At 73.4% G+C, this 25,392-nt stretch carries 30 protein-coding genes; 15 read left to right on the plus strand and 15 right to left on the minus strand.

The features are described from left to right. Positions 1 to 51 precede the first annotated feature (51 nt). Positions 52 to 1,074 (plus strand): alpha/beta hydrolase, encoded by a 1,023-nt coding sequence (locus tag AC4MBH_RS08250; protein ID WP_491794268.1) that lies wholly within the window; start codon positions 52 to 54, stop codon positions 1,072 to 1,074. A gap of 3 nt (positions 1,075 to 1,077) precedes the next feature. On the opposite strand, the gene AC4MBH_RS08255 is transcribed toward AC4MBH_RS08250, so the two are convergent. Genes AC4MBH_RS08255 through AC4MBH_RS08270 form a run of 4 tightly spaced genes read right to left on the minus strand, consistent with a single transcriptional unit; the run spans position 1,078 to position 4,765 of the window. Then, a complete protein-coding gene (locus AC4MBH_RS08255; protein WP_491794270.1) occupies positions 1,078 to 1,728 on the minus strand; it encodes a hypothetical protein in 651 nt (216 codons plus the stop codon). Then, entirely contained in the window at positions 1,725 to 3,536 is a 1,812-nt protein-coding gene (locus AC4MBH_RS08260; protein ID WP_491794272.1) for a hypothetical protein, read from the minus strand. The genes AC4MBH_RS08255 and AC4MBH_RS08260 overlap by 4 nt, the downstream gene beginning before the upstream one ends. Positions 3,537 to 3,590: 54 nt before the next feature. Then, positions 3,591 to 4,406, minus strand: coding sequence for a mycothiol synthase (gene mshD / locus AC4MBH_RS08265; protein WP_491794273.1), 816 nt, complete (start codon positions 4,404 to 4,406; stop codon positions 3,591 to 3,593). Beyond that, on the minus strand, positions 4,406 to 4,765 hold the full coding sequence (locus AC4MBH_RS08270) for a DsrE family protein (RefSeq protein ID WP_491794275.1): 360 nt from the start codon (positions 4,763 to 4,765) through the stop codon (positions 4,406 to 4,408). The genes mshD and AC4MBH_RS08270 overlap by 1 nt, the downstream gene beginning before the upstream one ends. Positions 4,766 to 4,826: 61 nt before the next feature. On the opposite strand from AC4MBH_RS08270, the gene ygfZ reads away from it, so the two are divergent. After that, the gene (ygfZ, locus tag AC4MBH_RS08275; protein ID WP_491794277.1) at positions 4,827 to 5,759 is read left to right on the plus strand and encodes a CAF17-like 4Fe-4S cluster assembly/insertion protein YgfZ; all 933 of its coding nucleotides are present in this window, start codon (positions 4,827 to 4,829) and stop codon (positions 5,757 to 5,759) included. Between the two features lie 18 nt (positions 5,760 to 5,777). Here ygfZ and AC4MBH_RS08280 read toward each other — a convergent pair whose 3' ends face one another. Further along, complete coding sequence (locus AC4MBH_RS08280; protein WP_491794279.1) at positions 5,778 to 6,518, minus strand: winged helix-turn-helix transcriptional regulator; 741 nt, start codon at positions 6,516 to 6,518, stop codon at positions 5,778 to 5,780. Positions 6,519 to 6,628: 110 nt separating this feature from the next. On the opposite strand from AC4MBH_RS08280, the gene AC4MBH_RS08285 reads away from it, so the two are divergent. From AC4MBH_RS08285 to AC4MBH_RS08305, 5 genes are all read left to right on the plus strand, one after another. Then, positions 6,629 to 6,910 carry a MoaD/ThiS family protein gene (locus AC4MBH_RS08285; protein WP_491794280.1) on the plus strand — a complete coding sequence of 94 codons (282 nt, stop codon included), beginning with the start codon at positions 6,629 to 6,631 and terminating at the stop codon, positions 6,908 to 6,910. A 48-nt stretch (positions 6,911 to 6,958) separates the two neighbouring features. Next, complete coding sequence (locus AC4MBH_RS08290) at positions 6,959 to 7,399, plus strand: TlpA family protein disulfide reductase (protein ID WP_491794282.1); 441 nt, start codon at positions 6,959 to 6,961, stop codon at positions 7,397 to 7,399. 246 nt (positions 7,400 to 7,645) lie between these two features. Then, on the plus strand, positions 7,646 to 8,104 hold the full coding sequence (locus AC4MBH_RS08295) for a DUF4395 domain-containing protein (RefSeq protein WP_491794283.1): 459 nt from the start codon (positions 7,646 to 7,648) through the stop codon (positions 8,102 to 8,104). A 13-nt stretch (positions 8,105 to 8,117) separates the two neighbouring features. Further along, a complete protein-coding gene (locus AC4MBH_RS08300) occupies positions 8,118 to 8,966 on the plus strand; it encodes a sulfurtransferase (RefSeq protein ID WP_491794285.1) in 849 nt (282 codons plus the stop codon). A 1-nt stretch (position 8,967) separates the two neighbouring features. Continuing rightward, positions 8,968 to 9,267: a DUF1416 domain-containing protein gene (locus AC4MBH_RS08305; protein ID WP_491794287.1), complete on the plus strand. Its 300-nt coding sequence runs from the start codon at positions 8,968 to 8,970 to the stop codon at positions 9,265 to 9,267. A gap of 71 nt (positions 9,268 to 9,338) precedes the next feature. Here AC4MBH_RS08305 and dtd read toward each other — a convergent pair whose 3' ends face one another. Next, positions 9,339 to 9,764, minus strand: coding sequence for a D-aminoacyl-tRNA deacylase (gene dtd / locus AC4MBH_RS08310; RefSeq protein ID WP_491794288.1), 426 nt, complete (start codon positions 9,762 to 9,764; stop codon positions 9,339 to 9,341). Between the two features lie 33 nt (positions 9,765 to 9,797). Here dtd and AC4MBH_RS08315 point away from each other — a divergent pair, with 33 nt between their 5' ends. From AC4MBH_RS08315 to AC4MBH_RS08325, 3 genes are read left to right on the plus strand one after another with little or no spacing between them, the layout of a single operon-like run. Beyond that, entirely contained in the window at positions 9,798 to 10,664 is an 867-nt protein-coding gene (locus tag AC4MBH_RS08315) for a beta-keto acid cleavage family enzyme (protein WP_491794290.1), read from the plus strand. Positions 10,665 to 10,698: 34 nt separating this feature from the next. After that, the gene (locus AC4MBH_RS08320; protein WP_491794292.1) at positions 10,699 to 11,190 is read left to right on the plus strand and encodes a heme-binding beta-barrel domain-containing protein; all 492 of its coding nucleotides are present in this window, start codon (positions 10,699 to 10,701) and stop codon (positions 11,188 to 11,190) included. Beyond that, entirely contained in the window at positions 11,183 to 11,599 is a 417-nt protein-coding gene (locus AC4MBH_RS08325) for a Fur family transcriptional regulator (RefSeq protein ID WP_491794294.1), read from the plus strand. Before AC4MBH_RS08320 ends, AC4MBH_RS08325 begins: the two co-directional genes overlap by 8 nt. A 75-nt stretch (positions 11,600 to 11,674) precedes the next feature. Here AC4MBH_RS08325 and AC4MBH_RS08330 read toward each other — a convergent pair whose 3' ends face one another. From AC4MBH_RS08330 to cysC, 6 genes are all read right to left on the minus strand, one after another. Continuing rightward, entirely contained in the window at positions 11,675 to 12,952 is a 1,278-nt protein-coding gene (locus AC4MBH_RS08330; protein ID WP_491794296.1) for a sulfate adenylyltransferase subunit 1, read from the minus strand. After that, on the minus strand, positions 12,952 to 13,866 hold the full coding sequence (cysD, locus tag AC4MBH_RS08335) for a sulfate adenylyltransferase subunit CysD (RefSeq protein WP_491794298.1): 915 nt from the start codon (positions 13,864 to 13,866) through the stop codon (positions 12,952 to 12,954). The genes AC4MBH_RS08330 and cysD overlap by 1 nt, the downstream gene beginning before the upstream one ends. 257 nt (positions 13,867 to 14,123) lie before the next feature. Next, positions 14,124 to 14,333 carry a hypothetical protein gene (locus AC4MBH_RS08340; protein WP_491794300.1) on the minus strand — a complete coding sequence of 70 codons (210 nt, stop codon included), beginning with the start codon at positions 14,331 to 14,333 and terminating at the stop codon, positions 14,124 to 14,126. Then, positions 14,333 to 15,523 carry a mannose-6-phosphate isomerase, class I gene (gene manA / locus AC4MBH_RS08345; RefSeq protein ID WP_491794878.1) on the minus strand — a complete coding sequence of 397 codons (1,191 nt, stop codon included), beginning with the start codon at positions 15,521 to 15,523 and terminating at the stop codon, positions 14,333 to 14,335. The genes AC4MBH_RS08340 and manA overlap by 1 nt, the downstream gene beginning before the upstream one ends. Before the next feature lie 12 nt (positions 15,524 to 15,535). After that, on the minus strand, positions 15,536 to 16,534 hold the full coding sequence (locus tag AC4MBH_RS08350; protein ID WP_491794301.1) for a sulfite exporter TauE/SafE family protein: 999 nt from the start codon (positions 16,532 to 16,534) through the stop codon (positions 15,536 to 15,538). After that, positions 16,534 to 17,763, minus strand: coding sequence for an adenylyl-sulfate kinase (cysC, locus tag AC4MBH_RS08355; RefSeq protein WP_491794303.1), 1,230 nt, complete (start codon positions 17,761 to 17,763; stop codon positions 16,534 to 16,536). Before cysC ends, AC4MBH_RS08350 begins: the two co-directional genes overlap by 1 nt. 40 nt (positions 17,764 to 17,803) lie before the next feature. Here cysC and AC4MBH_RS08360 point away from each other — a divergent pair, with 40 nt between their 5' ends. From AC4MBH_RS08360 to AC4MBH_RS08375, 4 genes are all read left to right on the plus strand, one after another. Continuing rightward, entirely contained in the window at positions 17,804 to 18,751 is a 948-nt protein-coding gene (locus tag AC4MBH_RS08360; protein ID WP_491794305.1) for an asparaginase, read from the plus strand. A gap of 204 nt (positions 18,752 to 18,955) precedes the next feature. Next, positions 18,956 to 19,390: a helix-turn-helix domain-containing protein gene (locus tag AC4MBH_RS08365; protein ID WP_491794307.1), complete on the plus strand. Its 435-nt coding sequence runs from the start codon at positions 18,956 to 18,958 to the stop codon at positions 19,388 to 19,390. A 3-nt stretch (positions 19,391 to 19,393) separates the two neighbouring features. Continuing rightward, entirely contained in the window at positions 19,394 to 19,984 is a 591-nt protein-coding gene (locus AC4MBH_RS08370) for a hypothetical protein (RefSeq protein WP_491794309.1), read from the plus strand. A gap of 80 nt (positions 19,985 to 20,064) precedes the next feature. After that, on the plus strand, positions 20,065 to 20,346 hold the full coding sequence (locus AC4MBH_RS08375) for a DUF2516 family protein (RefSeq protein WP_491794310.1): 282 nt from the start codon (positions 20,065 to 20,067) through the stop codon (positions 20,344 to 20,346). 253 nt (positions 20,347 to 20,599) lie between these two features. On the opposite strand, the gene AC4MBH_RS08380 is transcribed toward AC4MBH_RS08375, so the two are convergent. Continuing rightward, a complete protein-coding gene (locus AC4MBH_RS08380) occupies positions 20,600 to 22,003 on the minus strand; it encodes an MFS transporter (protein ID WP_491794312.1) in 1,404 nt (467 codons plus the stop codon). A gap of 49 nt (positions 22,004 to 22,052) precedes the next feature. Between AC4MBH_RS08380 and AC4MBH_RS08385 the strand changes: the two genes are divergently transcribed. Further along, a complete protein-coding gene (locus AC4MBH_RS08385) occupies positions 22,053 to 22,502 on the plus strand; it encodes a hypothetical protein (protein WP_491794313.1) in 450 nt (149 codons plus the stop codon). A gap of 10 nt (positions 22,503 to 22,512) precedes the next feature. Here the strand turns inward: AC4MBH_RS08385 and AC4MBH_RS08390 are convergent, their stop codons facing one another. Then, the gene (locus tag AC4MBH_RS08390) at positions 22,513 to 23,415 is read right to left on the minus strand and encodes an oxygenase MpaB family protein (protein ID WP_491794315.1); all 903 of its coding nucleotides are present in this window, start codon (positions 23,413 to 23,415) and stop codon (positions 22,513 to 22,515) included. Positions 23,416 to 23,793: 378 nt separating this feature from the next. Further along, positions 23,794 to 25,383: a metallophosphoesterase family protein gene (locus AC4MBH_RS08395; protein ID WP_491794317.1), complete on the minus strand. Its 1,590-nt coding sequence runs from the start codon at positions 25,381 to 25,383 to the stop codon at positions 23,794 to 23,796. Positions 25,384 to 25,392: the final 9 nt, after the last annotated feature.

Genomic DNA, 25,392 nt, shown 5'->3' on the forward strand with positions numbered 1-25,392 from the left:
CGGGTGAACGCCGGGTGTCCCGTGGCCCTACTCGGCGGTAGGTTTCGTCCGGTGACGATCCAGGACCGTGCCGAGGCCACCCTGCTGCGCGCCACGATGGCGCTGCCCGAGCGGGTGCAGCGCGCCCTCGCCGGGCGGCCGGTGGTCATCGACGGGCAGACGCTCGCCCCCGAGACCCAGCTGATGCTGCGGCTGCAGCGGGTGGCGCGGATCCCGGGTGCCGAGACGCTGCCGGTCCCGCAGGGCAGAGTCGCCATCGAGCACCAGACGGCGATGACGGGCCGCACCCAGCCGATCGGGGCGGTGCGGGAGCTGCCGGTCGACGGGCTGCCCGCGCGGCTCTACACGCCCCGGGGGGCGACCGGCCTGACGCCGCTGCTGGTGTTCTTCCACGGCGGCGGCTTCATGTACGGCGGCCTGGACAGCCACGACGCCACCTGCCGGGTGCTCGCCGAGGGCGCCGGTGTCCGGGTGCTGGCGGTCGACTACCGGCTCGCGCCCGAGCACCCGTTCCCGGCCGCCTACGACGACGCGCTGACGGCGTACCGGTGGGTGACCGCCAACGCCGAGTCCCTCGGCGCCGACCCCGCCCGGCTCGCGGTCGGCGGCGACTCCGCCGGCGGCAACCTCGCCGCCGCGGTGGCCAACGAGGCCGCCCGGGAAGGACTGCCGCTGGCGTTCCAGCTGCTGGTCTACCCCGCCGCCGACAACGAGCGCTCCACCCGCAGCCTCGAGCTGTTCAGCGACGGGTTCTACCTGACGCGGCAGTTCATGGACCTCGCCACCGCGAGCTACCTGCCCGACCACGACACCCGCCTCGACCCCCGGGCCTCGCCGCTGCACGACGACGTGCCCGCCGGGCTGGCGCCGGCGTACGTCGCCACCGCCGGGTTCGACCCGCTGCGCGACGAGGGCGAGTCCTACGCCCGGAAGCTCGCCGGCGCGGGGGTCGCGGTCGAGCTGCGCCGGTTCCCCGACCAGATCCACGGGTTCTTCAACGTCGTGGGGGTGGGGCGGCGCTCGCGCGCCGCCGTCGCCGAGATCGCCGTCGCGCTGCGGGCCGGTCTGGCCTGAGCCTCACAGCTGGGGCCGGACCTCGCGCAGCCGCTCCATGAAGTGGTCGGCGTCGACCATCGACGCGTCGACGTCGACCGGCTCGAGCGCACGTCGGTAGAACCGCACCCGCCACGAGGAGTCGCCCGGCCGGCCCTGGACATCGATCTTGACCCCGTCGCTGCGCAGGTCGAAGCGCCTGGTGTGGTCGCCGCTGGTGACCACGACGAAACCGTCGACGACGTCCGCCGACCGTGGCACCGCCCGGGTGCGGTGGGCCGCCCAGGCGAGCGCGGCCGCTACCGCGAACATCACGCCCCCCGGCAGCGCCAGGCTGCCCCTGACCAGCACGGTCATCACGCCCCCCAGCAGGGCGACCACCGCCATCGCCAGCAGCGCCAGCGGCAGCACGGACGGGTCGCCGCCCTCGCGGAGTGGGCCGCGGGGCCGCGCCGGGGGCGCGCCGTCGAAGAGCGTGAGGTGGTGGGGGTCCGCCTGGCCGCCGGACCCCGCCGCGTCGAGGCGCCGCTGCGCGTCGGCGAGCTGCTCGGCCAGCTGCTCGGCCACGGTCTCGGCCTCGAGCGCGCGGCGCTCGAGGACGTCGCGCTCGCGCCGCAACGCGGCCACCTCGGCCGCGAGGCGAGCGTCCTCCGGCCCGCCCGCCGGGTCGGTCACAGGCCCGGACGCCACTGCCGCACCGCCTCGGTGAACTTGGGCGGGTCGACGGCCGCCGCGGTGATCCGCAACGGCGACCCGCTCGGCCGCGCCACCTCGACCGCCCAGTCGCGGCGACCCGGTGCGCCGACCATCTCGACCTCGGTCTCGGGCGAGGCGAGGGCCACCGTGTCGTGGGTGGCGCCGTAGTCGACGGTGAGGGTGCCGTCGCCCGCGAGGTGGACCCGGCTGGGCCGGCCGAGCCGCCGGTAGACGAACAGGGCCGCCAGCACCCCCACCGCGCCGATCGCGGCGGCACGCAGCGGCTGACCGTCGAGCTCGTCGAGGAGACCGAGCACGAACAGCGAGACGACGCTGGCGGCGAAGACCACGACGCCCACCCAACCCGCCCAGCCGCGCCGGACCGACTCGTACGGCTCCTGGCGGGATCCCCGCGCTGGCTCCGGCTCGGGCTCTGGCTCTGGCTCTGGCTCGGGCTCTGGCTCGGGCTCGGGCTGGGGCTCTGGCTCGGGCTCGGGCTGGGGCTCTGGCTCTGGCTCTGGCTCCGGCTCAGGCTCCGGTTCCGGTTCCGGTTCCGGTACGGGTTCCGGCTCGGGCCGCGCCGGACGGGGCGGGAAGGCAGGGGGCATCGCCGCGGCCCGGGCCGCCTCCACCCGCTCCGCGGCGGACCGCCGCACCTTCTCCAGCCGGCGCGACAGCAGCGAGCGACCGCCGTCGGTGACGGGTTCCGGCTCTGGCTCTGGCTCTGGCTCTGGCTCCGGTTCGGGCTCCGGTTCGGGCTCCGGTTCGGGCTCCGGTTCGGGCTCCGGTTCGGGTTCGGGTTCGGGTTCGGGTTCGGGTTCGGGTTCGGGTTCGGGTTCGGGCTCGGGTTCGGGTTCGGGTTCGGGCTCTGGTTCGGGGTCGGGTTCGGGCTCGGGTTCGGGTTCGGACTCTGGTTCGGGGTCGGGCTCCGGCTCGGGGTCGGGCTCCGGCTCCGGCTCCGGCTCCGGCTCCGGTTCGGGATCGGACTCCGGCTCCGGCTCCGGCTCCGGTGCCGGCTCGGCCGCGGGCAGGGCCGCCAGCAGCTCGTCGGCGGCGCGTCGCTGCGCCACGAGCACGGCGAGCTCGGCCGCCCGCTCCTCGGCCTCGACGCGGGCCCGCGCCTGCTCCTCCAGCGCCGCCTGGGTCCGCTCGAGCTGCTCGCGGAGCGCCTCGACCTCCGTGATCGACGACAGGGCCGCGGCCTCGGCGGTCGCACGCGCCTGGGCCGCGTCGGACGCGGCCGCCGCGGCGTCCGCCCGGAGCTCCAGGGCGAACCGGAGCTGGGTCAGCTGGTCGTCCTCGGCGGCCGTCCGGGCCTCCTCGAGCTCGGCCAGCCGGGCCGCGGCGGCCGCCCGCTCCTCGCCGTCGTCGGCCAGGACGAGCAGCCGCTGCTGGGCGGTGAGCGCCGCGCGTACCTCGTCGAGCTCCTGGCTGGCCGCGCGCGCCGTCCCGACCTGCTGGGCGGCCAGCTCGTCGGCGGCGCGCGCCCGCGCGTCGGCGGCAGCAGCAGCGCGGGTGGCGGCCCGCAGCGCCTGGCGGGCGGCCTCCTCCGCGCGCTCGGCCAGCTCGGCCGGCGAGGGGACGGCGTCGGGCGGGGGAACGGGATCCGGCTCCGGTTCCGGTTCCGGCTCCGGGGACGCGGCGCGCCGGCTGTAGGCCGCGACCCGCGACAGCACGTCCTCCTCGGACGGGCCCTCCGCGGGCGCTGCCTGCTCCGGCCGCCTGCCGAAGAGCCGGCGGCGCGGACGGTCGGCGCCGCCACGCACGTCGTCCGGCTCGGGGCTCATGCGGCGGATGTTACTCAGGAGCAACGCCACCGGTGGCCGGATCGTCCGGACGCGTCACCGGGTGTACTGCACGTGCGTGTCGACGTCGGCGTGCTCGAACCCCAGCGACGCGTACAGGTGCACGGCCGGGGTGTTGTCGGACTCGACGTAGAGCAGCACCTCGGCGACGCCGAGGCCCGCCAGGTGCCGCAGGCCGGCCAGGGTCACGACGCGGCCGAGTCCCCGACCCTGGGCGGCCGGCCCGACCGCGACGACGTACACCTCGCCGTGGTCGGCGTCGTGCTGCTTGGTCCAGTGGAAGGCGACGACCGACCCCGACTCGTCGACGGCGACCAGCAGGCCGGCGGGGTCCCACCACGGCTCCGCCATCCGTTCGGCCAGGCCCTCCTCGTCGAGGGCGCCCTGCTCGGGGTGGTGCGCGAACGCCGCGGCGTTGACCGCGAGGACGTCGGCCGCGTCGCCGTCGCGGAACCCGCGCACCGTCACGCCCGCAGGCGCGGCGACGTCGGGCAGCGCCAGGGACGTCGGGCGGCGCATCACCCACAGGTCGCGGCTGCGCGCCCACCCGTGCCGCGCGGCGAGGGCCGCGGCGCCGGGGTGGTCGCCGTGCGACCAGGCGCGGTCGGCCGGCCCGGCGCCGTCCAGCAGTCGCTCGCCGACGCCGCGCCGGCGGGCCTCGGGGGCCACCGCGAGCGTGAGCTCGCCGTCACGCACCAGCGCGAAGCCGTCGTCGTCCACGAGCAGCGAGGCCCCCTCGACGCCGTGGTGCTTCAGCGCGAGGGCCGCGGCCTCGTCGAGCGGGTCGTTTCCGTCGGCGGCCACGCACGCCGCGCGCACCCGTCGTACGACGTCGAGCCGGGGGTCGCTCATCAGTAGACCAGCGCCTGGACGCCGTCGCGGAGCACCAGCTCGGTGAACGCCACCGCCCCGGCGATCCGGGCCCCCTCGACCAGGTCGGCCTCGGTGAGCGAGCGGCGGGCGGCGCACTGCGAGCAGACCGTCACCGACCCGCCGGCCCGCACCGCCTCGAGCAGGTCGGCGGCCGGCGAGGCGTGCTCCAGCCCGAGGTCGGGGCAGCGGCCGGCGACGCCGAACCACACCGCCTCGCCGGTCAGCCACAGCGAGACCTCGGCGCCGGACGCCACGGCCGACGCCGCCACGGTCAGGGCCTGGTTGGCGCGCTCGGGCGCCTCGGCGCCGCTGGTCAGCTTCACGGCGAGATGACGCATGCCCCGAGCGTAGGTCCAGGAATGGGGGGACGTCGCCGGGGGTTCTGAGAGGGTGGAACCCATGAGCAGTCCCCTCCTCGACCTGCCGGGTGCGGTGGCCGGCAACGGCGTCGACGCGCCGGTGGCCGCCCACTACGGCTCGTTCCACGGCGAGCAGCGCGTGCTGGAGTCGGGGGAGGGTTTCGTCGACCTGTCCCACCACGACGTGCTCCGCATCGCCGGCCCCGACCGGCTCACCTGGCTGCACTCGATCACCACCCAGCACCTCACCGGGCTGCAGCCGGGCGTCGAGACGCAGGCGCTGGTGCTGAGCCCCCAGGGCCACGTCGAGCACGAGCTCCGCGGCACCGACGACGGCGAGGCGCTCACGGTCTGGACCGAGCCCGGCCGCGCCGCCGCGCTCGTGGAGTTCCTCGAGCGGATGAAGTTCATGATGCGCGCCGAGATCACCGACGTCACCGACCGGCTGGCGCTCACCTGGCGCCCCGCGACCGGCCACCGGCTGGTCCCGCGCGGTGAGCTGACGACGTACGCCGCCGCCACCGAGCCGGCCGCCGGCCTGTGGGCCTACGAGGCGCTGCGCATCGCCCGTGGCGAGCCCCGCTTCGGCATCGACACCGACCACCGCACGATCCCCAACGAGGTCGGCTGGATCGGTCCGGCCGTCCACCTCGACAAGGGCTGCTACCGCGGCCAGGAGACGGTCGCCCGGGTGCACACGCTCGGCCGCCCGCCGCGCCGGCTCACGTTGCTGCACCTCGACGGCTCCGAGAACCGCCTGCCCGCGGCCGGTTCCGACGTGCTCCAGGGCGAGAAGGCCGTCGGGTTCGTCGGCTCGAGCGCCCGCCACCACGAGCTGGGCCCGATCGCGCTGGCCCTGCTCAAGCGCAACACCCCGGTCGACGCCGAGCTGATGGTCGACGGCGTCGCCGCCGCCCAGGAGGTGCTCGTCGACCCCGAGGTCGGGCTGCACGTCCGGCCCAAGCTGCGCTGACGGCGCGGCGCCCGGCGCTCAGGCGTCCTGCGACTCCCGCGGCGACACCCGGTCGGCGTCCTTGGCGGCGTTCTTCTCCTTGGCCGGCAGCACGAAGCGGTAGCCGACGTTGCGGACGGTGCCGATGAGGGTCTCGTTCTCGGGGCCGAGCTTGGCGCGCAGGCGCCGGACGTGGACGTCGACGGTGCGGGTGCCGCCGAAGTAGTCGTAGCCCCACACCTCCTGCAGCAGCTGCTGGCGGCTGAAGACGCGGCCGGGGTGCTGGGCCAGGAACTTCAGGAGCTCGAACTCCTTGAACGTCAGGTCGAGCGTGCGCCCCCCGATCTTGGCGGTGTACGTCGCCTCGTCGACGACCACCTCGCCCGAGCGGATCACGTGCGCGTCGGGGTCGGCGGCGTTGCGCGCGGCCACCAGGCGGCCGATCGCGAGCTTGATCCGGGCCTCGAGCTCGGCGGGGCCGCAGGTGTGCAGCACGACGTCGTCCATGCCCCAGTCGTGGTTGACGACCGCGAGGCCGCCCTCGGTGACGAGCAGCAGCACCGGGACGTCGGTGCCGGTGGTGCGGATCAGCCGGCACAGGTCGCGGGCGCCGGCGAGGTCCTGCCGGCCGTCGACGAGCAGCAGGTCGGACTCGGGCGCCTCGAGCAGCGCGCTGCCCTCGGCGGGCAGGATCTTGACCGAGTGGCCGAGCAACGACAACGCCGGCACCACCTCGGCCGAGGGCTGCAGGGCGCTGGTCAGCAGGAGCAGGGCACTCATGGTGGGTCTCCTCACCGCAGGGCGGCTGTCGAGGCGAAACACGTCGTCGGGCTCCGGCCGGATTAACTGCTGAGGAAGAATACCGAAACGTGAGGGACACAGGGACCGGAATGGACCGAACTGAGACGCAGGTCATCCACGTCCGCTACTGGGCCTCGGCGCGCGCGGCCGCCGGGGTCGACTCCGAGGACGTGCCCGTGGAGGCGCCGATCACCCTCCTCGAGCTGGTCGGACGCCTCGTCGCGGCCCACCCCGGCGGCCGGCTGCCCCAGGTGCTGGAGGCGTGCTCGGTGCTGCTCGGCGACCGGCCCGTCGCGTCGCAGGACCCGGCCGTCGTGCTCGTCGAGCCGGGTACGACGGTGGAGTTCCTGCCGCCGTTCGCCGGCGGCTGAGGTGGGTGGCGGCGGAATGGTGGCGCCCGGCCGACCGTTGAGGCCGTCATGAGCTCCGGAGCCTGGGTCGCCGTCGCTGCGGTCGTGGTGGCGATGACCTTCGGGTGGTGGCGCCTGCGCGTCGACGGCCGGTTCCGCGAGACCGAGCCGCTCGAGGCGAACACCGAGACCCCGGACGAGACCGTGTCGGTCCTCGCCGGCACGCCGTGGGCCGACGCCCTGGGGGAGCGGGCGACGCTGCTGCAGTTCTCCTCGGCCTTCTGCGCGCCGTGCCGGACGACGAGGGTCGTGCTCTCCGACGTCGCGGCCGCGCACGCGGACGTCGCGCACGTCGAGGTCGACGCCGAGCAGCACCTCGACGTCGTACGCCGTCTCGGCATCCTGCGCACGCCCACCACGGTCGTGCTCGACCCGCGCGGCCGTGAGCTCGGCCGGGCGGCGGGCGCGCCCACGCGGGACCAGGTGGAGCGGTCCCTCCCCGGTCGCTGAGCGCGCGCGTCCCACATCATGGACGCGACGTCCACGGAACGAGACGCCCAGGGGAAGGAACCGGTCGCTGTCCGTACTGTTCTGATCATGTCGACGACCTGGCTGACCAAGCGCCGAGCGGTGGATCACTGCCGCACGCGCTCGGCCTTGTGTCGCGCGCGCTGACCTTCGACTGATCCAGTCGTCGTCCCGTCACCCACCACCCGTGGGTCCGTCCGTCAGCCCACCTCGGCAGGAGAGACCGTCATGTCCACGCCCGGACAGCAGCAGGGGATCGACCCCCGCGGCCCCCAGCTCACCGCGTCGCTCACGGCGCTGGTGCTGCTGGCCGTGCTGCTGACGCCGTCGCCGGTGGCGCCGGCGCTGCTGGCGGTCCAGGCCGTGCTGTTCGCCTGGGGCGCGGTCGCCGGGGTCCAGCACACGCCGGTCGCCTGGCTGTTCCGCGCCGTGGTGCGTCCCCGGCTCGCCGCACCCGACCACCTCGAGGACCCGGCGCCGCCGCGGTTCGCCCAGGCGGTCGGCCTCGTCTTCGCCGTGGTCGGCCTGGTCGGCCACGCCGTCGGTCTCGAGGCCCTGGCTCTCGGCGCCGTCGGGCTCGCCCTCGTGGCGGCCCTGCTCAACGCGGTCTTCAGGTTCTGCCTGGGCTGCGAGGTCTACCTGCTCACCCGTCGTCTCCGACCCCATGCCGCTCCGGCAACCAACTGAAAGGCACCACCACATGACCCGCGAGAACGCGCTCGTCTCCACCCAGTGGGTGGAGGACAACCTCGACACCCCGGGTGTCGTCCTCGTCGAGGTCGACGAGGACACCACCGCCTACGACAAGGGCCACATCCGGGGGGCGATCAAGCTCGACTGGACCACCGACCTCCAGGACCAGGTCCGCCGCGACTTCGTCAACAAGGCGCAGTTCGAGGCGCTGCTGTCGGGCAAGGGCGTCTCCAACGACGACACCGTGGTCCTCTACGGCGGCAACAACAACTGGTTCGCCGCCTACGCCTACTGGTACTTCACCCTCTACGGCCACCCCGACGTCAAGCTGATGGACGGCGGACGCAAGAAGTGGGAGCTCGACTCCCGCGAGCTGACCGACGAGGCGCCCTCGCGCGAGACCACGTCGTACGTCGCCCAGGAGCAGGACACCTCGATCCGCGCGTTCCGCGACGACGCGGTGGCCGCCATCGGCGTGCAGAACCTGATCGACGTCCGCAGCCCCGACGAGTACGCCGGCCGCCTGCTGGCCCCGGCCCACCTCCCGCAGGAGCAGTCGCAGCGCGCCGGCCACGTGCCGACCTCGCTCAACGTGCCGTGGAGCAAGAACTGCAACGACGACGGCACCTTCAAGTCCGACGCCGACCTGAAGAAGCTCTACGACGAGGTCGGCATCGACGACTCCAAGGACACCATCGCCCTGTGCCGCATCGGGGAGCGCTCGTCGCTGACCTGGTTCGTGCTCAAGGAGCTGCTCGGACACCAGAACGTCAAGAACTACGACGGCTCCTGGACCGAGTACGGCTCCCTGGTCGGCGTCCCGATCGCCCTCGGCGACGAGCCCGGGGAGGCCTGAGATGTGCGGAGCCACCGAAGGCGGCCTCTCCCTCGACGGCGTCAACGTCGCCAAGGAGGCCGTGATCCAGGGCCAGGTCGTGCGTGCGGGCGAGCCCGTCGGCAACGCCTACGTCCGCCTGCTCGACCGCACCGGTGAGTTCACCGCCGAGGTCCCCACCTCGGCCACCGGCCACTTCCGGTTCTTCGCCGGCGAGGGCCAGTGGACCCTGCGCACCCTGGCCCCCAAGGCCGACCCGGTCGACAACCAGGTGCACGCCGCCATCGGCAGCGTCGCCGAGGTCACCGTCGCGCTCGTCTGAGCCACCACCACGCTGACCCGTCGTACATGTACGACGGGTCAGCGTCGTCCTGCCCGACCACCGTCGGGTGGTCACCGCTCCAGCAGCGCCGTGAACGGCCCGTCGTTGACCGACGCGACGGCCATGTCGGCGCCGAAGACGCCGCGCTCGACGTGCGCGCCCAACGACACCAGCGCGTCGCAGACCGCGTCGTACGCCGGCTCGCTGACGGGGCCGGGGGCGGCGGCCTCCCAGGTGGGCCGGCGGCCCTTGCGGGCGTCGCCGTAGAGCGTGAACTGGCTGACGACCAGCACGGGCGCCCCGATGTCCGACGCCGACCGCTCGCCGTCCAGGATGCGCAGCCCCCAGATCTTGCGGGCCGTCCAGGCGACCTCGTCGGGTCCGTCGGTGTGGGTCACGCCGAGGTAGACCAGCAGCCCGGGTCCGTCGATCGCGCCCACCACCGCCCCGTCGACCGTCACCGACGCCGACGTCACCCGCTGCACCACCGCTCGCACGCCAGCAGTGTCGTGCCTGGCACGATGACGCGCATGTCCGACGCGCCCACCCCACCCACCGTCGTGCCGCCCGAGGCCCTGCTCGTCACCGTCGCCCCCACCGGGGCCGAGACCAGCAAGGCCGACTGCCCGCAGCTGCCGACCACGCTCGCCGAGCTCGTCACCGCCGCCCAGGAGTGCGAGGCGGCGGGTGCCGCGATGGTCCACGTCCACATCCGCGACGACGACCACGCCCCCAGCCTCGACGGGCAGCGGCTGGCCGACACCGTCGGCGCGCTGCGCGAGGCCACCGACCTCGTCGTCCAGCTCTCCACCGGCGGCTCGGTGCACGACCCGCTCGACCGGCGCCTGCAGGTGCTCGACGCCGCGCCCGACTCGTGCAGCCTGACCATGGGGACCACCAACTTCGGCGACGACGTCTTCAGCAACCCCTGGCCGTTCGTCCGCGACCTCTACCAGCTCAGCCAGGAGCGCGAGGTCGTGCCCGAGTTCGAGCTGTTCGACCTCGGCCACGTCGCGGCCCTGACCCGGCTGCTGAAGACCTACGGCCTGCCCTACGGCGGCAAGGTGCACTGCGACTTCGTGATGGGCGTGCCCGGCGGCATGCCCGGGACGGCGGACGCCCTCGTGGCCGGGGTCGCGGCGCTGCCGCCCGAGGTCACCTCGTGGGGTGCCACCGGCATCGGCCGCACCACCCTGGCGGTCGGGCTGGCGGCCCTGAGCAAGGGCGGCCACCTGCGGGTCGGCATGGAGGACGTCCTCACCCTGGCGCGCGGCGTACCGGTCGAGAGCAACACGCAGCTGGTCGAGCGGGCGGTCGCGATGGGTGGGCTCGCGCAGCGGCGCCCGATGACCACGGCCGAGGCGCGCGCGCTGCTCGGCATCCGCCCGGCGGCCTGAGGGCGGCAGTGACCGCGCCATAGACTCACTGACCATGTTCGAGATCCCCGACAACCTCCATCCCCAGTGCGCCCCGGTCGTGTGGCTGCTGGGGGCCTGGCGCGGCAACGGGCACGGTGACTACCCCACGATCGACGGGTACGAGTTCGGCCAGGAGCTGGTCTTCCAGCAGGACGGGCGGCCCTTCTTCCACTACTTCTCCCGCTCGTGGATCCTCGACGCCGAGGGCAACACCGTCCGCGAGGCCGCCCAGGAGACCGGTTTCCTGCGCTGCCTGCCCGAGGGCAAGCTCGAGCTGGTGCTGTCGCACAACACCGGCTTCACCGAGATCTGGTACGGCGTCGCGGAGGCCGGGAAGATGGAGCTGCGCACCGCGGGGGTCAGCTACACCGAGACCGCCAAGGAGGTCACCGCCGGGCACCGGCTCTACGGCAACGTCGAGGGCGACCTGCTCTACGCCTACGACATGGAGGCCATGGGGCACCCGCTGCAGCCCCACCTGTGGGCGAGGTTGCAACGTGCCTGACGCCGACTGGCGCGTCGAGCTGCGGGCCCGGGGCTACCGGCTGACGCCGCAGCGCGAGCTGATCCTCGGGGCCATCGACGACCTCGGCCACGCCACGCCCGACGAGGTGCTGGCCCACGTGCAGGAGCGGGCCTCCTCGGTCAACGCCTCGACGGTCTACCGCACGCTCGAGGTGCTCGAGGACCTCGGGCTGGTGCGCCACACCCACCTGACCGACCGGGCGCCGACCTACCACTCGGTCACCGGCCACGAGCACTTCCACCTCAAGTGCCGCGGCTGCGGCGCGGTCGTGTCGATGGACGTCGAGCAGGCGCGGCCGCTGACCGACCGCCTCGAGGGCGACCACGGGTTCGTCGCCGACGTCGGCCACCTCACCGTGTTCGGCCGGTGCCGCGACTGCCGGGACTGACCACGTGCGACGCACCGACGAGGGGCCCGGTCCGTGTGGACCGGGCCCCTCGTCGTACGGGCTGCGACGGGTGGGTCAGCTGCCGGAGTTGATCATCCCGGCGCCGACGGTGATGCCGGTGGCCTCGTCGATCAGGATGAACGAGCCGGTGGTCCGGTTCTGCGAGTACGGGTCGCACAGCAGCGGCACCGTGGTGCGCAGCTGGACGCGGCCGATCTCGTTGACCCCGAGCTCCTTGGTCTCCTGGTCGCGGTGCAGCGTGTTGACGTCCAGGCGGTACTGGATGTCCTTGACCAGGGCACGGGCGGTGCGGGTGGTGTGCTTGATGGCCAGCTTCTGCCGCGGCTTGAGCGGCGTGGTGGTCATCCAGCAGACCATCGCGTCGATGTCCTGGCTGGGGACGGGGGCGTTCTTGACGCGGGCGATCATGTCGCCGCGCGAGACGTCGACGTCGTCCTCGAGCCGCACCGTGACCGACATCGGCGGGAACGCCTCGGTGATCTCGCGGTCGAACAGGTCGATGCCGGCGATCTTGGAGGTCATCCCCGAGGGCAGGACGACGACCTCGTCGCCCGGCTTGAGGACGCCGCCGGCGACCATGCCGCCGTAGCCGCGGTAGTCGTGGTGCTCGTCGGACTTGGGGCGCACGACGTACTGCACCGGGAAGCGGACGTCGACCAGGTCGCGGTCGGACGCCACGTGGACGTGCTCGAGGTGGTGCATGAGCGTGGGACCGGAGTACCAGCCCATGTTCTCGGAGCGGTTGACGACGTTGTCGCCGGCCAGCGCCGAGATCGGGATGACCACCAGGTCGGGGATGTTGAGCTTGGTCGCGAACTGGGTGAACTCGGCGTGGATCTTGTCGTAGACCTCCTGGGAGAAGTCGACGAGGTCCATCTTGTTCACCGCCAGCACCAGGTGGGGGACCCGGAGCAGCGAGAGGATCACCGCGTGCCGGCGCGACTGCTCGGTGAGGCCCTGGCGGGCGTCGACGAGCACCAGGCCGAGGTCGGCCGTCGAGGCGCCGGTGACCATGTTGCGGGTGTACTGCACGTGGCCCGGCGTGTCGGCGATGATGAACTTGCGGTTGGGCGTCGCGAAGTAGCGGTAGGCCACGTCGATGGTGATGCCCTGCTCGCGCTCGGAGCGCAGACCGTCGGTCAGCAGCGCGAGGTCGGTGTAGTCGTAGCCCTTGGCCGCGCTGGTGGCCTCGACGGCCTCGAGCTGGTCGGCGAAGATCGACTTGGAGTCGAGCAGCAGGCGCCCGATCAGGGTCGACTTGCCGTCGTCGACCGAGCCGGCCGTGGCGAAGCGCAGCAGGTCCATGTTGGTGGTGGCGGACTGGTCGCTCATCAGAAGTAGCCTTCCTTCTTCCGGTCCTCCATGGCTGCCTCGGAGAACCGGTCGTCACCGCGGGTGGCGCCCCGCTCGGTGAGCACGGCGACGGAGATCTCGTCGATGATCTCGGGGATGGTCGAGGCGGTCGACTCGACGCACCCGGTGAGGGTGATGTCGCCGCAGGTGCGGAACCGCACGGTGCGCTCCTCGACGACCTCGCCGGCGCGCAGCGGGTTGAGCGGGGTCTCGCTCATCAGCATGCCGTCGCGCTCGAAGACGCGACGCTGGTGGGAGAAGTAGATCGGCGGGATCTCGATGCCCTCGCGGCCGATGTAGTCCCACACGTCGAGCTCGGTCCAGTTGCTGATCGGGAAGATCCGCATGTGCTCGCCGGCATGAAGGCGCCCGTTGTAGAGGCTCCACAGCTCGGGACGCTGCATCTTGGGGTCCCACTGCCCGAACTCGTCGCGGTGGGAGTAGACGCGCTCCTTGGCCCGCGCCTTCTCCTCGTCGCGGCGCCCGCCACCGAAGGCGGCGGTGAAGCCGTGCTCCTCGATGGCGTTGAGCAGGGTGCCGGTCTGCATCCGGTTGCGGCTGGTCTTGCCGTCGTCGATCACCGCGCCGCTGGCGATGGCGTCGTCGATGCTGGCCACGACCAGGCGGACGCCGAGGCGGTTGACCCAGTGGTCGCGGGTCTCGAGCACCTCGGGGAAGTCGAGGCCGGTGTCGATCTGCATCACCGGGAACGGGATCTTGGCCGGGAAGAACGCCTTCTCCGCCAGCCGCAGCATGACGATGGAGTCCTTGCCCCCCGAGAACATCAGGACGGGCTTCTCGAACTCGGCGGCGACCTCGCGGAAGATGTGGATCGACTCCGCCTCCAGCTGGTCGAGCTGGCTCAGCCGGTAGTCGGCATGCGTGGTGGTCATCGGTGGTGGGAAGGCCTCTCGCGGGAGTGCGTCTGGACGCAGGGCAACCGTCATCGTGCCACGGTCAGGAGCCGTGGGTCGAAGCGGCGAGTATGTCGACCGGGCCACAGTACTTCAGTCGCCCCCGGAGGCGGGCGGTCGTCTCGCGCGGGTGGTCGCGAGACGGGCGTGGCCGCCCTCCTCGGCCATCCTGGGTCGGTGCGGCTGCACCCGTCGATGGCCTGACGAGGCGTCCTCGCCGAGGGACGGGCCGTGGGTCACGGGCCCTGCCGGGCCCACCCCACGCAGCAGGCGCCGAGGCCGACCACCCAGGCCGCCAGCACCAGCAGGTCGCCGGCGTGCAGGCCGTGACCGGGGCTGAACGTGACGATCAACCGGGTCGCCTTGAAGGTGTCGCCGAGCACCAGTGCCGCGGCCAGCAGGGTCAGGGCGAGGGCGGCGCCGAGGACGAGGGCGCGTCGGGGCATCAGCCGGGCACGGCGCCGATCGCCACCCGGGCCTCGCCGGTCAGCGAGATCGGGCCGTCGGCGTCGGAGACGAAGACCGACTCGCCCCGGGTGGCCCGCACGGTCGCGCCGTCGGCGGTGCCGACCTCGACCGCGCCCTCCAGCACCAGCACGCACCGCGGTCCGGCCGCCGGGACCCGGGGGAGCGGCGTACGCCCGACGGTGAGGCAGAACTCGGCCACCGGCGGCTCGATGTAGCAGTAGTCGTGGGCCTTCTCCGAGGCCTCCCAGCGCGGCGGCGGCATCGGGGTGAAACCTGTGACCTCGAGGAGCTCGGGGACGTCCAGGTGCTTGGGGGTCAGGCCCGCGCGGAGCACGTTGTCGGAGGACGCCATGATCTCGATGCCGAAGCCCTCGAGGTGGGCGTGGACGACGCCGGCGTTGAGGAACATCGCCTCGCCGGGCGCGAGCAGCACGTTGTTGAGCAGCAGGGTGACCAGCACGCCGGGGTCGCGCGGGTACTGCTCGACCAGGTCGCCGACCCGGGCGAACGCACGGGCGGCCTCGGCGCCCGTCGTCGCGTCGTCCGCCCGGTGGACGGCGGCACGGGCGGCGACGCCGACATCGCGCAGGAGCTGCTCCAGGTCGGGTCCGTCCAGGGCGAGGGTGTCGGTGACGACGTCGCGCAGGGCCTGGAAGGCCGGACCCGTCTCGAGCCGGTCGGCGACCTGGTCGGCCCACGCCACCCCGAGCTGGCGCAGGATCGCCACCGACCGGTGGACGTGGCGGAAGCCGGCGAGGCTCTCGAACGGCGTGATCGCGAAGACCAGCTCGGGCTTGTGCCAGCTGTCCTTGTAGGTGCGGTGGCCGGCGTCGACCGGGACGCCCGCGTCGTTCTCGCGCCGGTGGCCGGCCCGGGCACGCTCGTCGTTGGGGTGCACCTGCAGCGACAGCGCCTGCTCGACCGCGAGCACCTTCATCAGGAACGGCAGCCGCTCGCCGAAGACGTCGCACACGCGGTCGCCGAGCACGGCGACCGGGTCGTCGGCGACCACGTCGTTGAGGCGACGGCCGTCGGGCAGGCCCGAGGGGTCACCGTCGTGGGCGCCGATCCAGAGCTCGGCCTCGGGTCCGCCGCTCGGCGGTCGGCCGAGGAACTCCGCGAGCCGGGTCGTCGAGCCCCACGCGTAGTCGCGCACGGCGTTGTGCATCAAGAACACGGGTCAGCCGTGCTTCTCGGACCCGGTGCGGTCGGCGTAGGTGGTGCCCTCGAGCTCGGCGACGGAGGGGGCGCCGTACATCGGCAGGCCCTGCTCCTTGCGCAGGACGCCCCAGACCAGCGGCACCAGGAGGACCATGCCGATGCCGACGGCGGCGACGAAGTAGGCCTGGTTGTCCTCACCGAACGGCGTCCAGCCGGCCTTGCCGAGCAGCGCGATGCTCGACATGGTGAGCACGACGACGATCGCGCGCCGGATGAACGACTGCGGCACGCGCGGGGCGATGCGGCTGCCGAGGATGGTCCCGGGCACCGAGCCGATGAGCAGCGGGATCAGCAGCTCCCAGTCGAGGCCGTGGATCGCGATGTTGGAGATGGCGGCGGCGAGGACCAGCGGGACGGCCTGCACCAGGTCGGTGCCGACGAGCTTCACCGCGGACAGGCCGGGGTAGAGCATCAGCAGCGCGACCATGATCACCGAGCCCGAGCCGACGCTGGTGATGCCGACGAGCAGGCCGCCCAGGGCGCCGACCAGCAGGGTGGGGATCGGGCGGATGTGCGGGTTCTCGTCGCCGAGGAACCCGCCGGAGCGGACGCGGCGCAGGTTGAGGTAGAGCCGCGCGGCGTAGGTCGAGGCGGCCAGCAGCAGCGCGACGCCGATCGAGAACTTCAGGACCCGGTCGAGCTGGTCGGCGTCGTCGGTCATCGCCTTGACGGCGTAGGGCCCCAGCAGGGCCATCGGCACCGAGCCGATGATCAGCCACTTGGCGAGCTCGAGGTTGGGCGAGCCCTCCTTGGAGTGCACCACCGCGCCGCCGGTCTTGTAGACCGCGGCGGCGGTGAGGTCGGCCGCGACGACGGCCGCCGCCGACTGGTGCGGGGCCAGGAAGAGCAGCGCGGGGGTCATCAGGGCGCCGCCGCCCATCCCGGTGAGGCCGACGACGATGCCGACGAAGAACCCGGCGGCCAGGATGCCCAGCGCGGTGGTGGTGAACAGGTCCATCAGGGGGTCCTCTCGGGTGCGGCGAGCCGCGGGACGGTGACGCGCAGGTCGAGGTAGCCGCGCTCGGCGAGGACGTCGAGCACGTCGCCGAGGGCGTCGTCGATGCTGCGGCCGGTGGTGTCGACGCGGACGTCGGCGTCGTCGGGCTCCTCGTAGGGCGAGGAGATGCCGGTGAACTCGGGGATCTCGCCGCGACGGGCCTTGGCGTAGAGGCCCTTGCGGTCGCGCCGCTCGCACTCCTCCAGCGGCGTGGCCACGTGCACCAGGAAGAACGCCCCGCCGGCCTCGTCGACCATCGCCCGCACCTGCTGGCGGGTCTCGTCGAACGGGGCGATCGGGCTGCAGACCGCGACCCCGCCGTGCCGCGAGATCTCGGCGGCCACCCACCCGATGCGCCGGATGTTGGTCTCGCGGTCGGCCTTGCTGAACGTCAGTCCGGCGCTGAGGTGGTGGCGCACGACGTCGCCGTCGAGGGTGGTCACGGTGCGGGTGCCCTGCTCCAGGAGCCGGTCCACCAGGGCCCGGGCCAACGTCGACTTGCCGCTGCCGGACAGGCCGGTGAAGAACAGCACCAGGCCCTGCCGGTCGGGATCCGGCCGGTCGGCGTCGAGGATGTCGTCGAGCTCGGCCAGCGGCTCGCCGGCGTCGACCAGCCCGACGACGGGGTCGCCGGCGGCGTACGTCGTGACCACGCGGACGCCGAGCTCGTGGTCGGCCTCGGCGTCGCCGTGCGCGGCCAGCGGTACGGCGACCACCGCGGCGTCGAGGTCGGCCGCGACGCGCAGCGTGGCCCGCAGCAGCGCGACCGGGGACAGCTCGGGGGTGCCGTGGCCGACCAGGGCCAGCAGCACGACCGGGCCGAGCGCGGCCAGCTGGTCGTGCTGGGCGTCGGTGACCGGTCCGGTGACGGGCACGAACGTGCGGCCGGCGTGCTGCTCGCGCACCTGGGTGGGGGAGAGGTGGAGCCGGCGGAAGGGGCCGTGCTGGGCCGACGTCAGCGGCGCGACGCGGCGGCTGCCGTCGTCGTCGACGAGGTGGACCAGTGCCAGCGGCAGGCCCTCGGGGTCGACCAGCTCGACCGTCGGCTCGGCGGCCAGCGCGGGCGGGAGCGCGAGGGTGATCGGCGAGCCCGGCACGTCGAAGGACGCGAGGGGGGCGAGCGCGCCGGACGCGAGCAGCTCGAGGTCGTCGAGCTCTCGCGGCGAGGGGTGGTGCTGAGGGCTCGACACGGAGGTCATCCTGCCAAACTCGGGTCGATAACCTGACTTCATGGCTCAACCCGAGATCGTCGCCGAGATCGTCCGCTCCGGTTTCGTGGAGGGCCACCACCGCGGGTCGGTCGTCGCGCTGGCGGCCGACGGCTCGGTGGCGTGGTCGGTGGGCGCCGTCGACGTGCCCATGCTGCCGCGCTCGTGCAACAAGCCGCTGCAGGCGCTGGCGATGGTGCGCCTCGGCCTCGACCTGCCCCCCGACCTGCTCGCCCTGGCCAGCGCCTCGCACTCCGGCGAGGACTTCCACCTCGACGGCGTGCGCCGGATCCTGGCCTCCGCCGGGCTCGACGAGGCGGCCCTGCAGACCCCGCCCGACTGGCCGCTCGACGACACCGCCCGCGAGGCGGCGATCCGGGCCGGACGGGTGCGCGACCGCATCTCGATGAACTGCTCCGGCAAGCACGCGGCGATGCTCGCCACCTGCGTGCTGCGCGGCTGGGACACCGCGACCTACCTTGCCCCCGACCACCCTCTCCAGGTCGCCGTCGCCGACACGTTCGCCGAGCTCACCGGCGAGCCGGTGGCCGCCGTCGCCGTCGACGGGTGCGGCGCCCCGCTGCTGTCGGCGTCGCTGGTCGGGCTGGCCCGGGCCTTCCGCGCGCTCGCGGTGGCGCCGGCGGGCGACTCGGCCGAGCGCCGGGTGGCCGAGGCGATCCGGTCGTTCCCGGCGTACGTCTCGGGGACGACGCGCGACGAGCTCGCGCTGCTGACGGCCCTGCCCGGCGCGATCGGCAAGGCCGGCGCCGAGTCGTGCTACGCCGTCGCCCTGCCCGACGGCCGCGCCGTCGCCCTCAAGACCGACGACGGGGCGCCGCGGGTGCGGCCGGTGCTGATGGCCGCCGCACTGCGCCGCTCGGGCATCCACGACCCGGCCGTCGACGCCACCGGCGTGCTGCCGCTGCTCGGCGGCGGCGTGCCGGTCGGCGAGATCCGCGCGGTGATCTGACCTCCGCACGACGCCGACCCTCGGTGGGTACCCACGCTGGTCGAGCCGGGCGAGCGCCAGCGAGCCCGAGTCGAGTCCCGGCGAGGGTAGGCACCCTGCGGAGGTCTCGACTCGCGGAGACTTCGTCCCCGCGCGGGAGCACTGTGAACAAGGCCACGCTTGCTGAGTTTGCATTTTGCTAGCAGCAGCTAGCACAGTGGGGTCATGGGCAAGGGCATGGTGGGACAGACCGTCGAGTCACTCGGCGACTACCTCAAGGAGCAGCGGCTCGCGTCGCGGCTCTCGCTGAGGCAGCTCGCCGCGCAGGCCGGCGTGTCCAACCCCTACCTGAGCCAGATCGAGCGAGGTCTGCGCAAGCCCTCGGCCGACGTGCTGCAGCAGATCGCCAAGGCGCTGAGGATCTCCGCGGAGCAGCTCTACGTCCGCGCGGGCATCGTCAGCCCCGAGCCCGGAGCCGGCGGCACGGTCGAGATCGCCGTCCTCGGCGACGACGGGCTCACCGAACGGCAGAAGCAGTCACTCCTCGACGTCTACTCCTCGTTCCTGGCGCTCAACGCGTCGGAGCGGACCGAGGACGTCGAGCCCAGCACGCCCGCCCCGGAGACTCCGGCGGCGGACCTCACCACCCAGGAGAGCTGATCCATGGCCAAGACCAAGATCGACTTCAAGTCCCTCGACATCCCCTCCGTCGCGCGCACGCCCCTCTACGCCGGCGTCGGCGCCGGTGACCTCGCCGTCACCGCCGTCAAGGAGTACGTCGCCGACGTGCAGAAGAAGCTGACCGGCGCGCAGCGCACCGTCAGCGACTTCGACGCCGCCAAGCTGCGCGACCAGGCGCTCGAGCAGGCCCGGGCCCGCCGTGCCGCCGTCGAGAACCGCGTCGCCGACCTCCAGGCCGAGGCCCTCGCCCTGCCGACCCGGAGCCAGACCGTCGCCCTCGACTACGTCGGCACCGTGACCACCACCTACGCCGACCTGGCCAAGCGCGGCGAGGCCGTCGTCCGCGGCACCAAGCTGCCGTCGACCGCCACCGTCGAGGTCAAGGTCAACACGACCAACCCCGCGGCCAAGCAGGGCACCCGCAAGCCGGCCGTCGCCAAGGCGACGCCCGTCAAGCCGATCACCCGCAAGGCCCCGGCCGCGAAGAAGGCCACCACCGCGCGGAGCACCACCGCCAAGGCTGCCACCGCCAAGAAGGCCCCGGCCCGCAAGACCGCCGCGAAGAAGGCCTGACCACTCCCCGGCAGCGCCCGGGCCCCCGCAGGTATGAGCTGCGGGGGCCCGGGCGCTTCGTCGTCTAGTCTGTGGCCGCCATGAACATCTTCGAGATCGAGGTGACCGTCCGGCTCCTCATCCTGCTCGCCGTCATGACGGTGTCGATCTTCGCGTTCGTCAACTCGCTGCTCTACTCCGCCGAGGCCTACGACGCCGCGGGCAAGCTCACCAAGACCACCTGGTGCACGATCCTCGGGCTCGGCGTCGTGCTGCAGTTCGTGCTGATCTCGCTGCCGCTCGTCGGCCTGGTGCTGTTCATCGCCGCGCTGGTCTACCTCGCCGACGTGCGCCCCGCCCTGGCCGGTCTCCGCCGCCGCTGACCGCCGACGGTGGTCGAGGAGGTTGCGCTGGCAACCGTCTCGAGACCACCTCAGCCGGGGCGTCGTACGGCGGCCGATCACGACGGTGGTCGAGCCGCGGGGACGAAGTCTCCGCGAGTCGAGACCCCCGCAGGGTGCGCGCCTCGCCGGGTCTCGACCCGGGCTCGACCAGCGTCAGTCCACGTCGTACGACGGGCCGGTCACCGACGGTGGTCGAGGAAGGCGCGCTAGTGCCTGTCTCGAGACCACGCGCTCAGGCGTCGGCGAGGTCGGCGCGGCGGGAGCCCCGCCCGGCGGGGCGCTGGTGCACGCTCGGGACGAAGGCGGTGATCGCGACCCCGACGAACGCCGCGACGGCGCCGATCAGGAAGCACAGCTCGTAGCCGCCGCGACCGGTGGATCCGGCGAGGACGGTGGCCATCACGGCCGAGGCGACGGTGGTGCCGACCGAGCGCATCAGGGCGTTGACGCCCAGCGCCGACCCGGCCTCGGCCGGCGGGGTGGAGGCCATGATCAACGCGGGCATGGCGGCGTACCCGATGCCGACGCCGGCGCTGGCGACCACCGAGGCGACCAGCAGCTGCCAGGGGGCGTCCATCAGCCAGAAGGCCACCAGGTAGCCGCAGCCGAGCACCGAGCCGCCGACCATGAGGGTCAGCCTGGCGCCGTACGTCGTCATCAACCGGCTCGAGACCGGCGCGAAGAACAGCATCATCAGGCCGCCGGGAGCCATCCACAGGCCGGCCTCGAGGATGGTCTGGCCGAGGCCGTAGCCGGTGGAGGTGGGCAGCTGGAGGAGCTGCGGCACGACGATGGCCTGCGCCATCATCCCGAAGCCGATGGCGACGGCCGCGATGTTGGTGAGCAGCACCGGCCGCCGCGACGTGGCGCGCAGGTCGACCAGCGGCTCGTCCTGGCCGAGCTCGAAGACGGCCCAGGCGAGGAGGGCGACGACGCCGATCGTGATCGAGGCGAGCGTGCGGCCGTCGAGCCAGCCCCACTCGCGTCCCTTCGAGACGCCGAGCAGGACGCCGACCAGGCCCACGGCCAGGCCGACCGCGCCGACGACGTCGATCCGACCGCCGACGGCGTCCTTGACCCGCGGCACGACGGTGACCAGCCCGACCATGAGCACGACGGCGAAGGCGGTCGACATCCAGAACAGGGCGTGCATGTCGAAGGTCTGCACGATCCAGGCCGACAGCGGCAGGCCGATGGCGCCGCCGACGCCGAGGGTGGCGCTCATGGCGGCGATGGCGGTGTTGGCCATCTCGGGCGGGACGACCTCGCGGACGAGCGCGATCGCGACCGGGATGAAGCCCATCGCCAGGCCCTGCAGGGCGCGGCCGACCAGCATCGGCTCGAGGGTGCTCGACAGCGCGCAGACGACCGAGCCCACCGCGAGGATCCCGGCGCTGGAGATCAGCACGACGGGCTTGCCGAACAGGTCGCCGAGCCGGCCGCTGATCGGCATGGTGACGGCGGCCGCCAGCAGCGTGATGGTCACGACCCACCCCGCGTTGGACGGCGACGTGCTCAGCAGCGCGGGCAGGTCGCCCTGGATCGGGATGACCAGGGTCTGGGTGAGCGAGGCGCTGAGGCCGCCGAAGCAGAGCGTGATGACGGTCAGGAGCGCGCGGGAGTGCGGGGTGGACACGGATGTGTACGGTACACATCGGATCCGGATCTGGCACCATCGGGGGACCATGGACACCGCTGCCGACGCCGACCTCGCCGACGTCACCGCATTGGGCCACGAGCTGCTCCGGCTGCAGCGCCGTCGCCGGCACGTCTACGACGGCGTCATGCTGGAGAACTCGGCCTTCCGGTTGCTCTGGCTCCTCGACGACGGCGAGCCGCGCACCCTGCGCCAGCTGGCGGGCGACCTCGACCTCGAGCAGTCGACGGCCAACCGGCAGGTCCGGGCGGCGATGGCCGCCGGCTGGCTCGAGCGCCTCGACGCGGCCGGGGCCGCCGGCCACCTGCACCGTCCGACCGAGGCCGGCGCGGAGGCCTACCACCACGACGCCCTGATCCGCGCCGGGGCGATCCGGGCGGCGCTCGACGAGATGGGTGCCGAGCGGGCGGCGAGCCTGATCGAGGGTCTGCAGGCGCTCAACGACGCCTGGGACGCGGTGATCGCCCGCCACCCGTGAGGGCTCCGGGTCAGGCGGTGCTGGGCTCCGTGGCGCGCGCCAGACCGGGACCGACCGGGCAGCCGGGGGCGAAGGTGCCCAGCGTGTCCGGGGCGGGCGAGGCGGCGTAGCTGCGGATCCGCGGGGTGTCGATGGCCAACCGTGCCGTCCGCCGCGGCGGCAGCAGCGCGACCAGCCGCCCCCGGGCGCGCAGGGCGCCGGCCGAGAGGCGCCGCACCAGCGGTGCCGGGGCGTCGTACGCGAACGCCTGCAGGAGCGGGTCGTCCATCAGGGCCCGGCTGAACAGTCGTACGCCGGGCCCCGCGAGGCGGGGGTAGAACGAGACCATCAGCTCCAGGGTCGCGTCAGCCACCCGGCGTCCGCCGTCGTCGTGGGCGAAGTGCGCGCGCTCGTGGTCGTCCATCAGGTCGGCGAACTGCTCGTAGGTGCCGGGCAGGTCCTTGATCGCCATCCGGCGTCCGAGCGCGCGGTAGTAGTGCACCGACGCCGCCACCTCGCCGTCGGTCAGCGGCCGCCAGCCGAAGTCGTCGAGCCACCGCTTGGGCACCACGACGAAGGTGGCCAGCACGTAGCGGAGGTCGTCGTTGCTGATGTCGTACATCGCGTGCATCTGGTTGATCCGGCGCACCCCCGCCCGCCCCTCCGGGCTGTCGAACCCGTGCACCAGCGGCGCCTCGAGGAGCAGTGCGGTGTCGTCGTACCGCTGCTGGCAGGCGGTGGTGAACTGCCCGGTCTCGTCGAGCAGGCGCCCGATGCTCGGCACCGCGTAGGTGCGGAAGAGCGCGAAGCTCAGCGCCTGGGTGATGTCCCAGGGGAAGTCGAGGGTGGCGAGCGCCCGCACGATCTCGACGCAGTCGGCCTCCGGGTCGAGCCCGGCGCTGCGGTCGACGGACTTGTACGGCGGGACGCGCATGGGTCGAGGGTAAGCCCGGTGGGCTAGTTGCGTACAGGGTGAATGTTTGTGCGGGGGCGGATGTGTCGTTCCCGTTCGATCGCGCGGCAATGGCAGGTTGTGCGGCGCCGGACGTGTCGTTCTCGTTCGATCGCGCGGTAACGGCAGGTTGTGCGGGGCCGGAAGTGTCGTTCCCGTTCGATCGAACGGCAATGACAGATTCCATGGCGTCAGAACTGTCGTTCCCGTTCGATCGCGCGGTAACGGCAGTCACGGACTCAGCCACTCCCGACCAGGGCAGCCGCTCCCTCTCGACCGCCCACCCACCACGGGACGACGAACGTGGAGCTGCTGACACGCACGAGGCCCGCCCGGGAACAACCCGCGGCTCGACCGCCGTCAGCGACGGAGCGGCGTCAGGATCCCGCTCGCGCCGACGAGACCGCGGCGGCCGACGCTGGCCGTGCCGATCACGACGGGGCCGTGGGCGGTGGTGATGTCGGCCGGCAGGCCCTTGCGCCGGGTCTCCCACAGCCGGCCGCCGGCGTCGTCGGTGCGGACGTCGTAGTCGCGGAGGGTGAGGTGGAGGCGATCGCCGTAGAAGTCGAGGACCAGGGCCGTGGTCAGGCCGTACTGGAAGGCGCCGCCGTGGCTGACCTGGATGATGCCGTCCCGCTCGACGAGCTGGGTGTCGTGGACCTCGCCGCTGAGGTAGAGGTCGACGCCGTGGTTCTCGAGGACCCGCCAGAGCTGGGACCTCGTGCCGCCCTCGTAGTGCAGCGCGCTGGAGGCGCGGCTGCGCACCGGGGCGGCGATCGGTACGTGGCCCTCGACGACGATCCACCTCACGCGGTCGCGCTGGGCACGGGCCAGGACGCCCTTGAGCCACCGCATCTGCTGGCGGTCGACGCGGATGCGGGCGCGCTCGCGGGTGAGGTCGAAGACGTCGAGCGAGACGATCTGCAGGTCGGGCGTGGGGCGGCCCGCGAACGCCGTACGACGGGCCGGGCCGCGCGGGCGGTCGGCGAAGCGGGGGCTGCCGTCGGGCCTGCTGGTGAAGGCCCGCGCGAACTCGCGGCGCGCGGTCGGGGCGAGCAGCCGCTTGACGGGGGTGAACGGGTTGTCGCCGAACTCGTGGTCGCCGACGCTCGGGATGACCACGAGCCCGCGGTCGTCGAAGCGCTGCTGCCACTGCGGGTAGTAGGTGCGTGCCGCCCGGCGCAGCGCGGCCTTCCGCTCGGCCAGGGTGCCGACGCGGCCGAAGGTGCCGGTGCCCTGGTCGTCGAACCCCCAGCGCCCGTTGACCAGGTCGCCCGCCACCAGGACCGCGGCCGGGTCGAGGGCGGCCCAGTCGTCGAGGACGCCGGCCAGCGCGTCCTCGTACGCCGGGCTGGTGCCGTTGGCCGAGCGCTGCGGGTCCCACCGGGCTGGGCCGCCGCCGAGGTCGCCGACGTCGGCGTTGAGGAAGTCGGGGCTGGAGACCAGGCGCAGGTCGGGCTCGAGCGGGGCGCCGCCGACGACGTCGCGCTCGGGCAGCGCGGCCTGCTGGACGTCGTCGCCCACCCGGACGACGACGTCGCCGCCGACGCGGGTGCCGGCGATGCCGTCGACGACCGCGGTGAACGACAGCGCCTCGACGTCGCGGCGGAGCGCGCACACCAGGGTGCGGCCCTCGAGGTAGGAGCTCCTGGTGCGGACGCTGCTCGTGGCGCAGGGTCGCGGGATGGCCACCGGGTAGCCGTGGCGCAGTGCGACGGCGACGAGCTCGGTGCCGGGGGCGAGCTCGACCCGGCCCTGCACGAGCGCGCCGGTGGACGCGGTGGCTGCGCCGTCGACCCAGGTGGGCTGCGCGAGCGGCTCGGCGGAGCCGGCGCCGAGCCGGCCACCCTCGGGGTCGCCCCCGCACGAGGCGACCAGGACGGCCGCGGCGGCCAGCGCGAGCGCGACCCTGCCGGGGCGAGTCGGACACCGCGGCGGCACGGTGCTCATGGCGTCCTC

It is taken from the genome of Nocardioides sp. WJ219 (assembly GCF_058559815.1).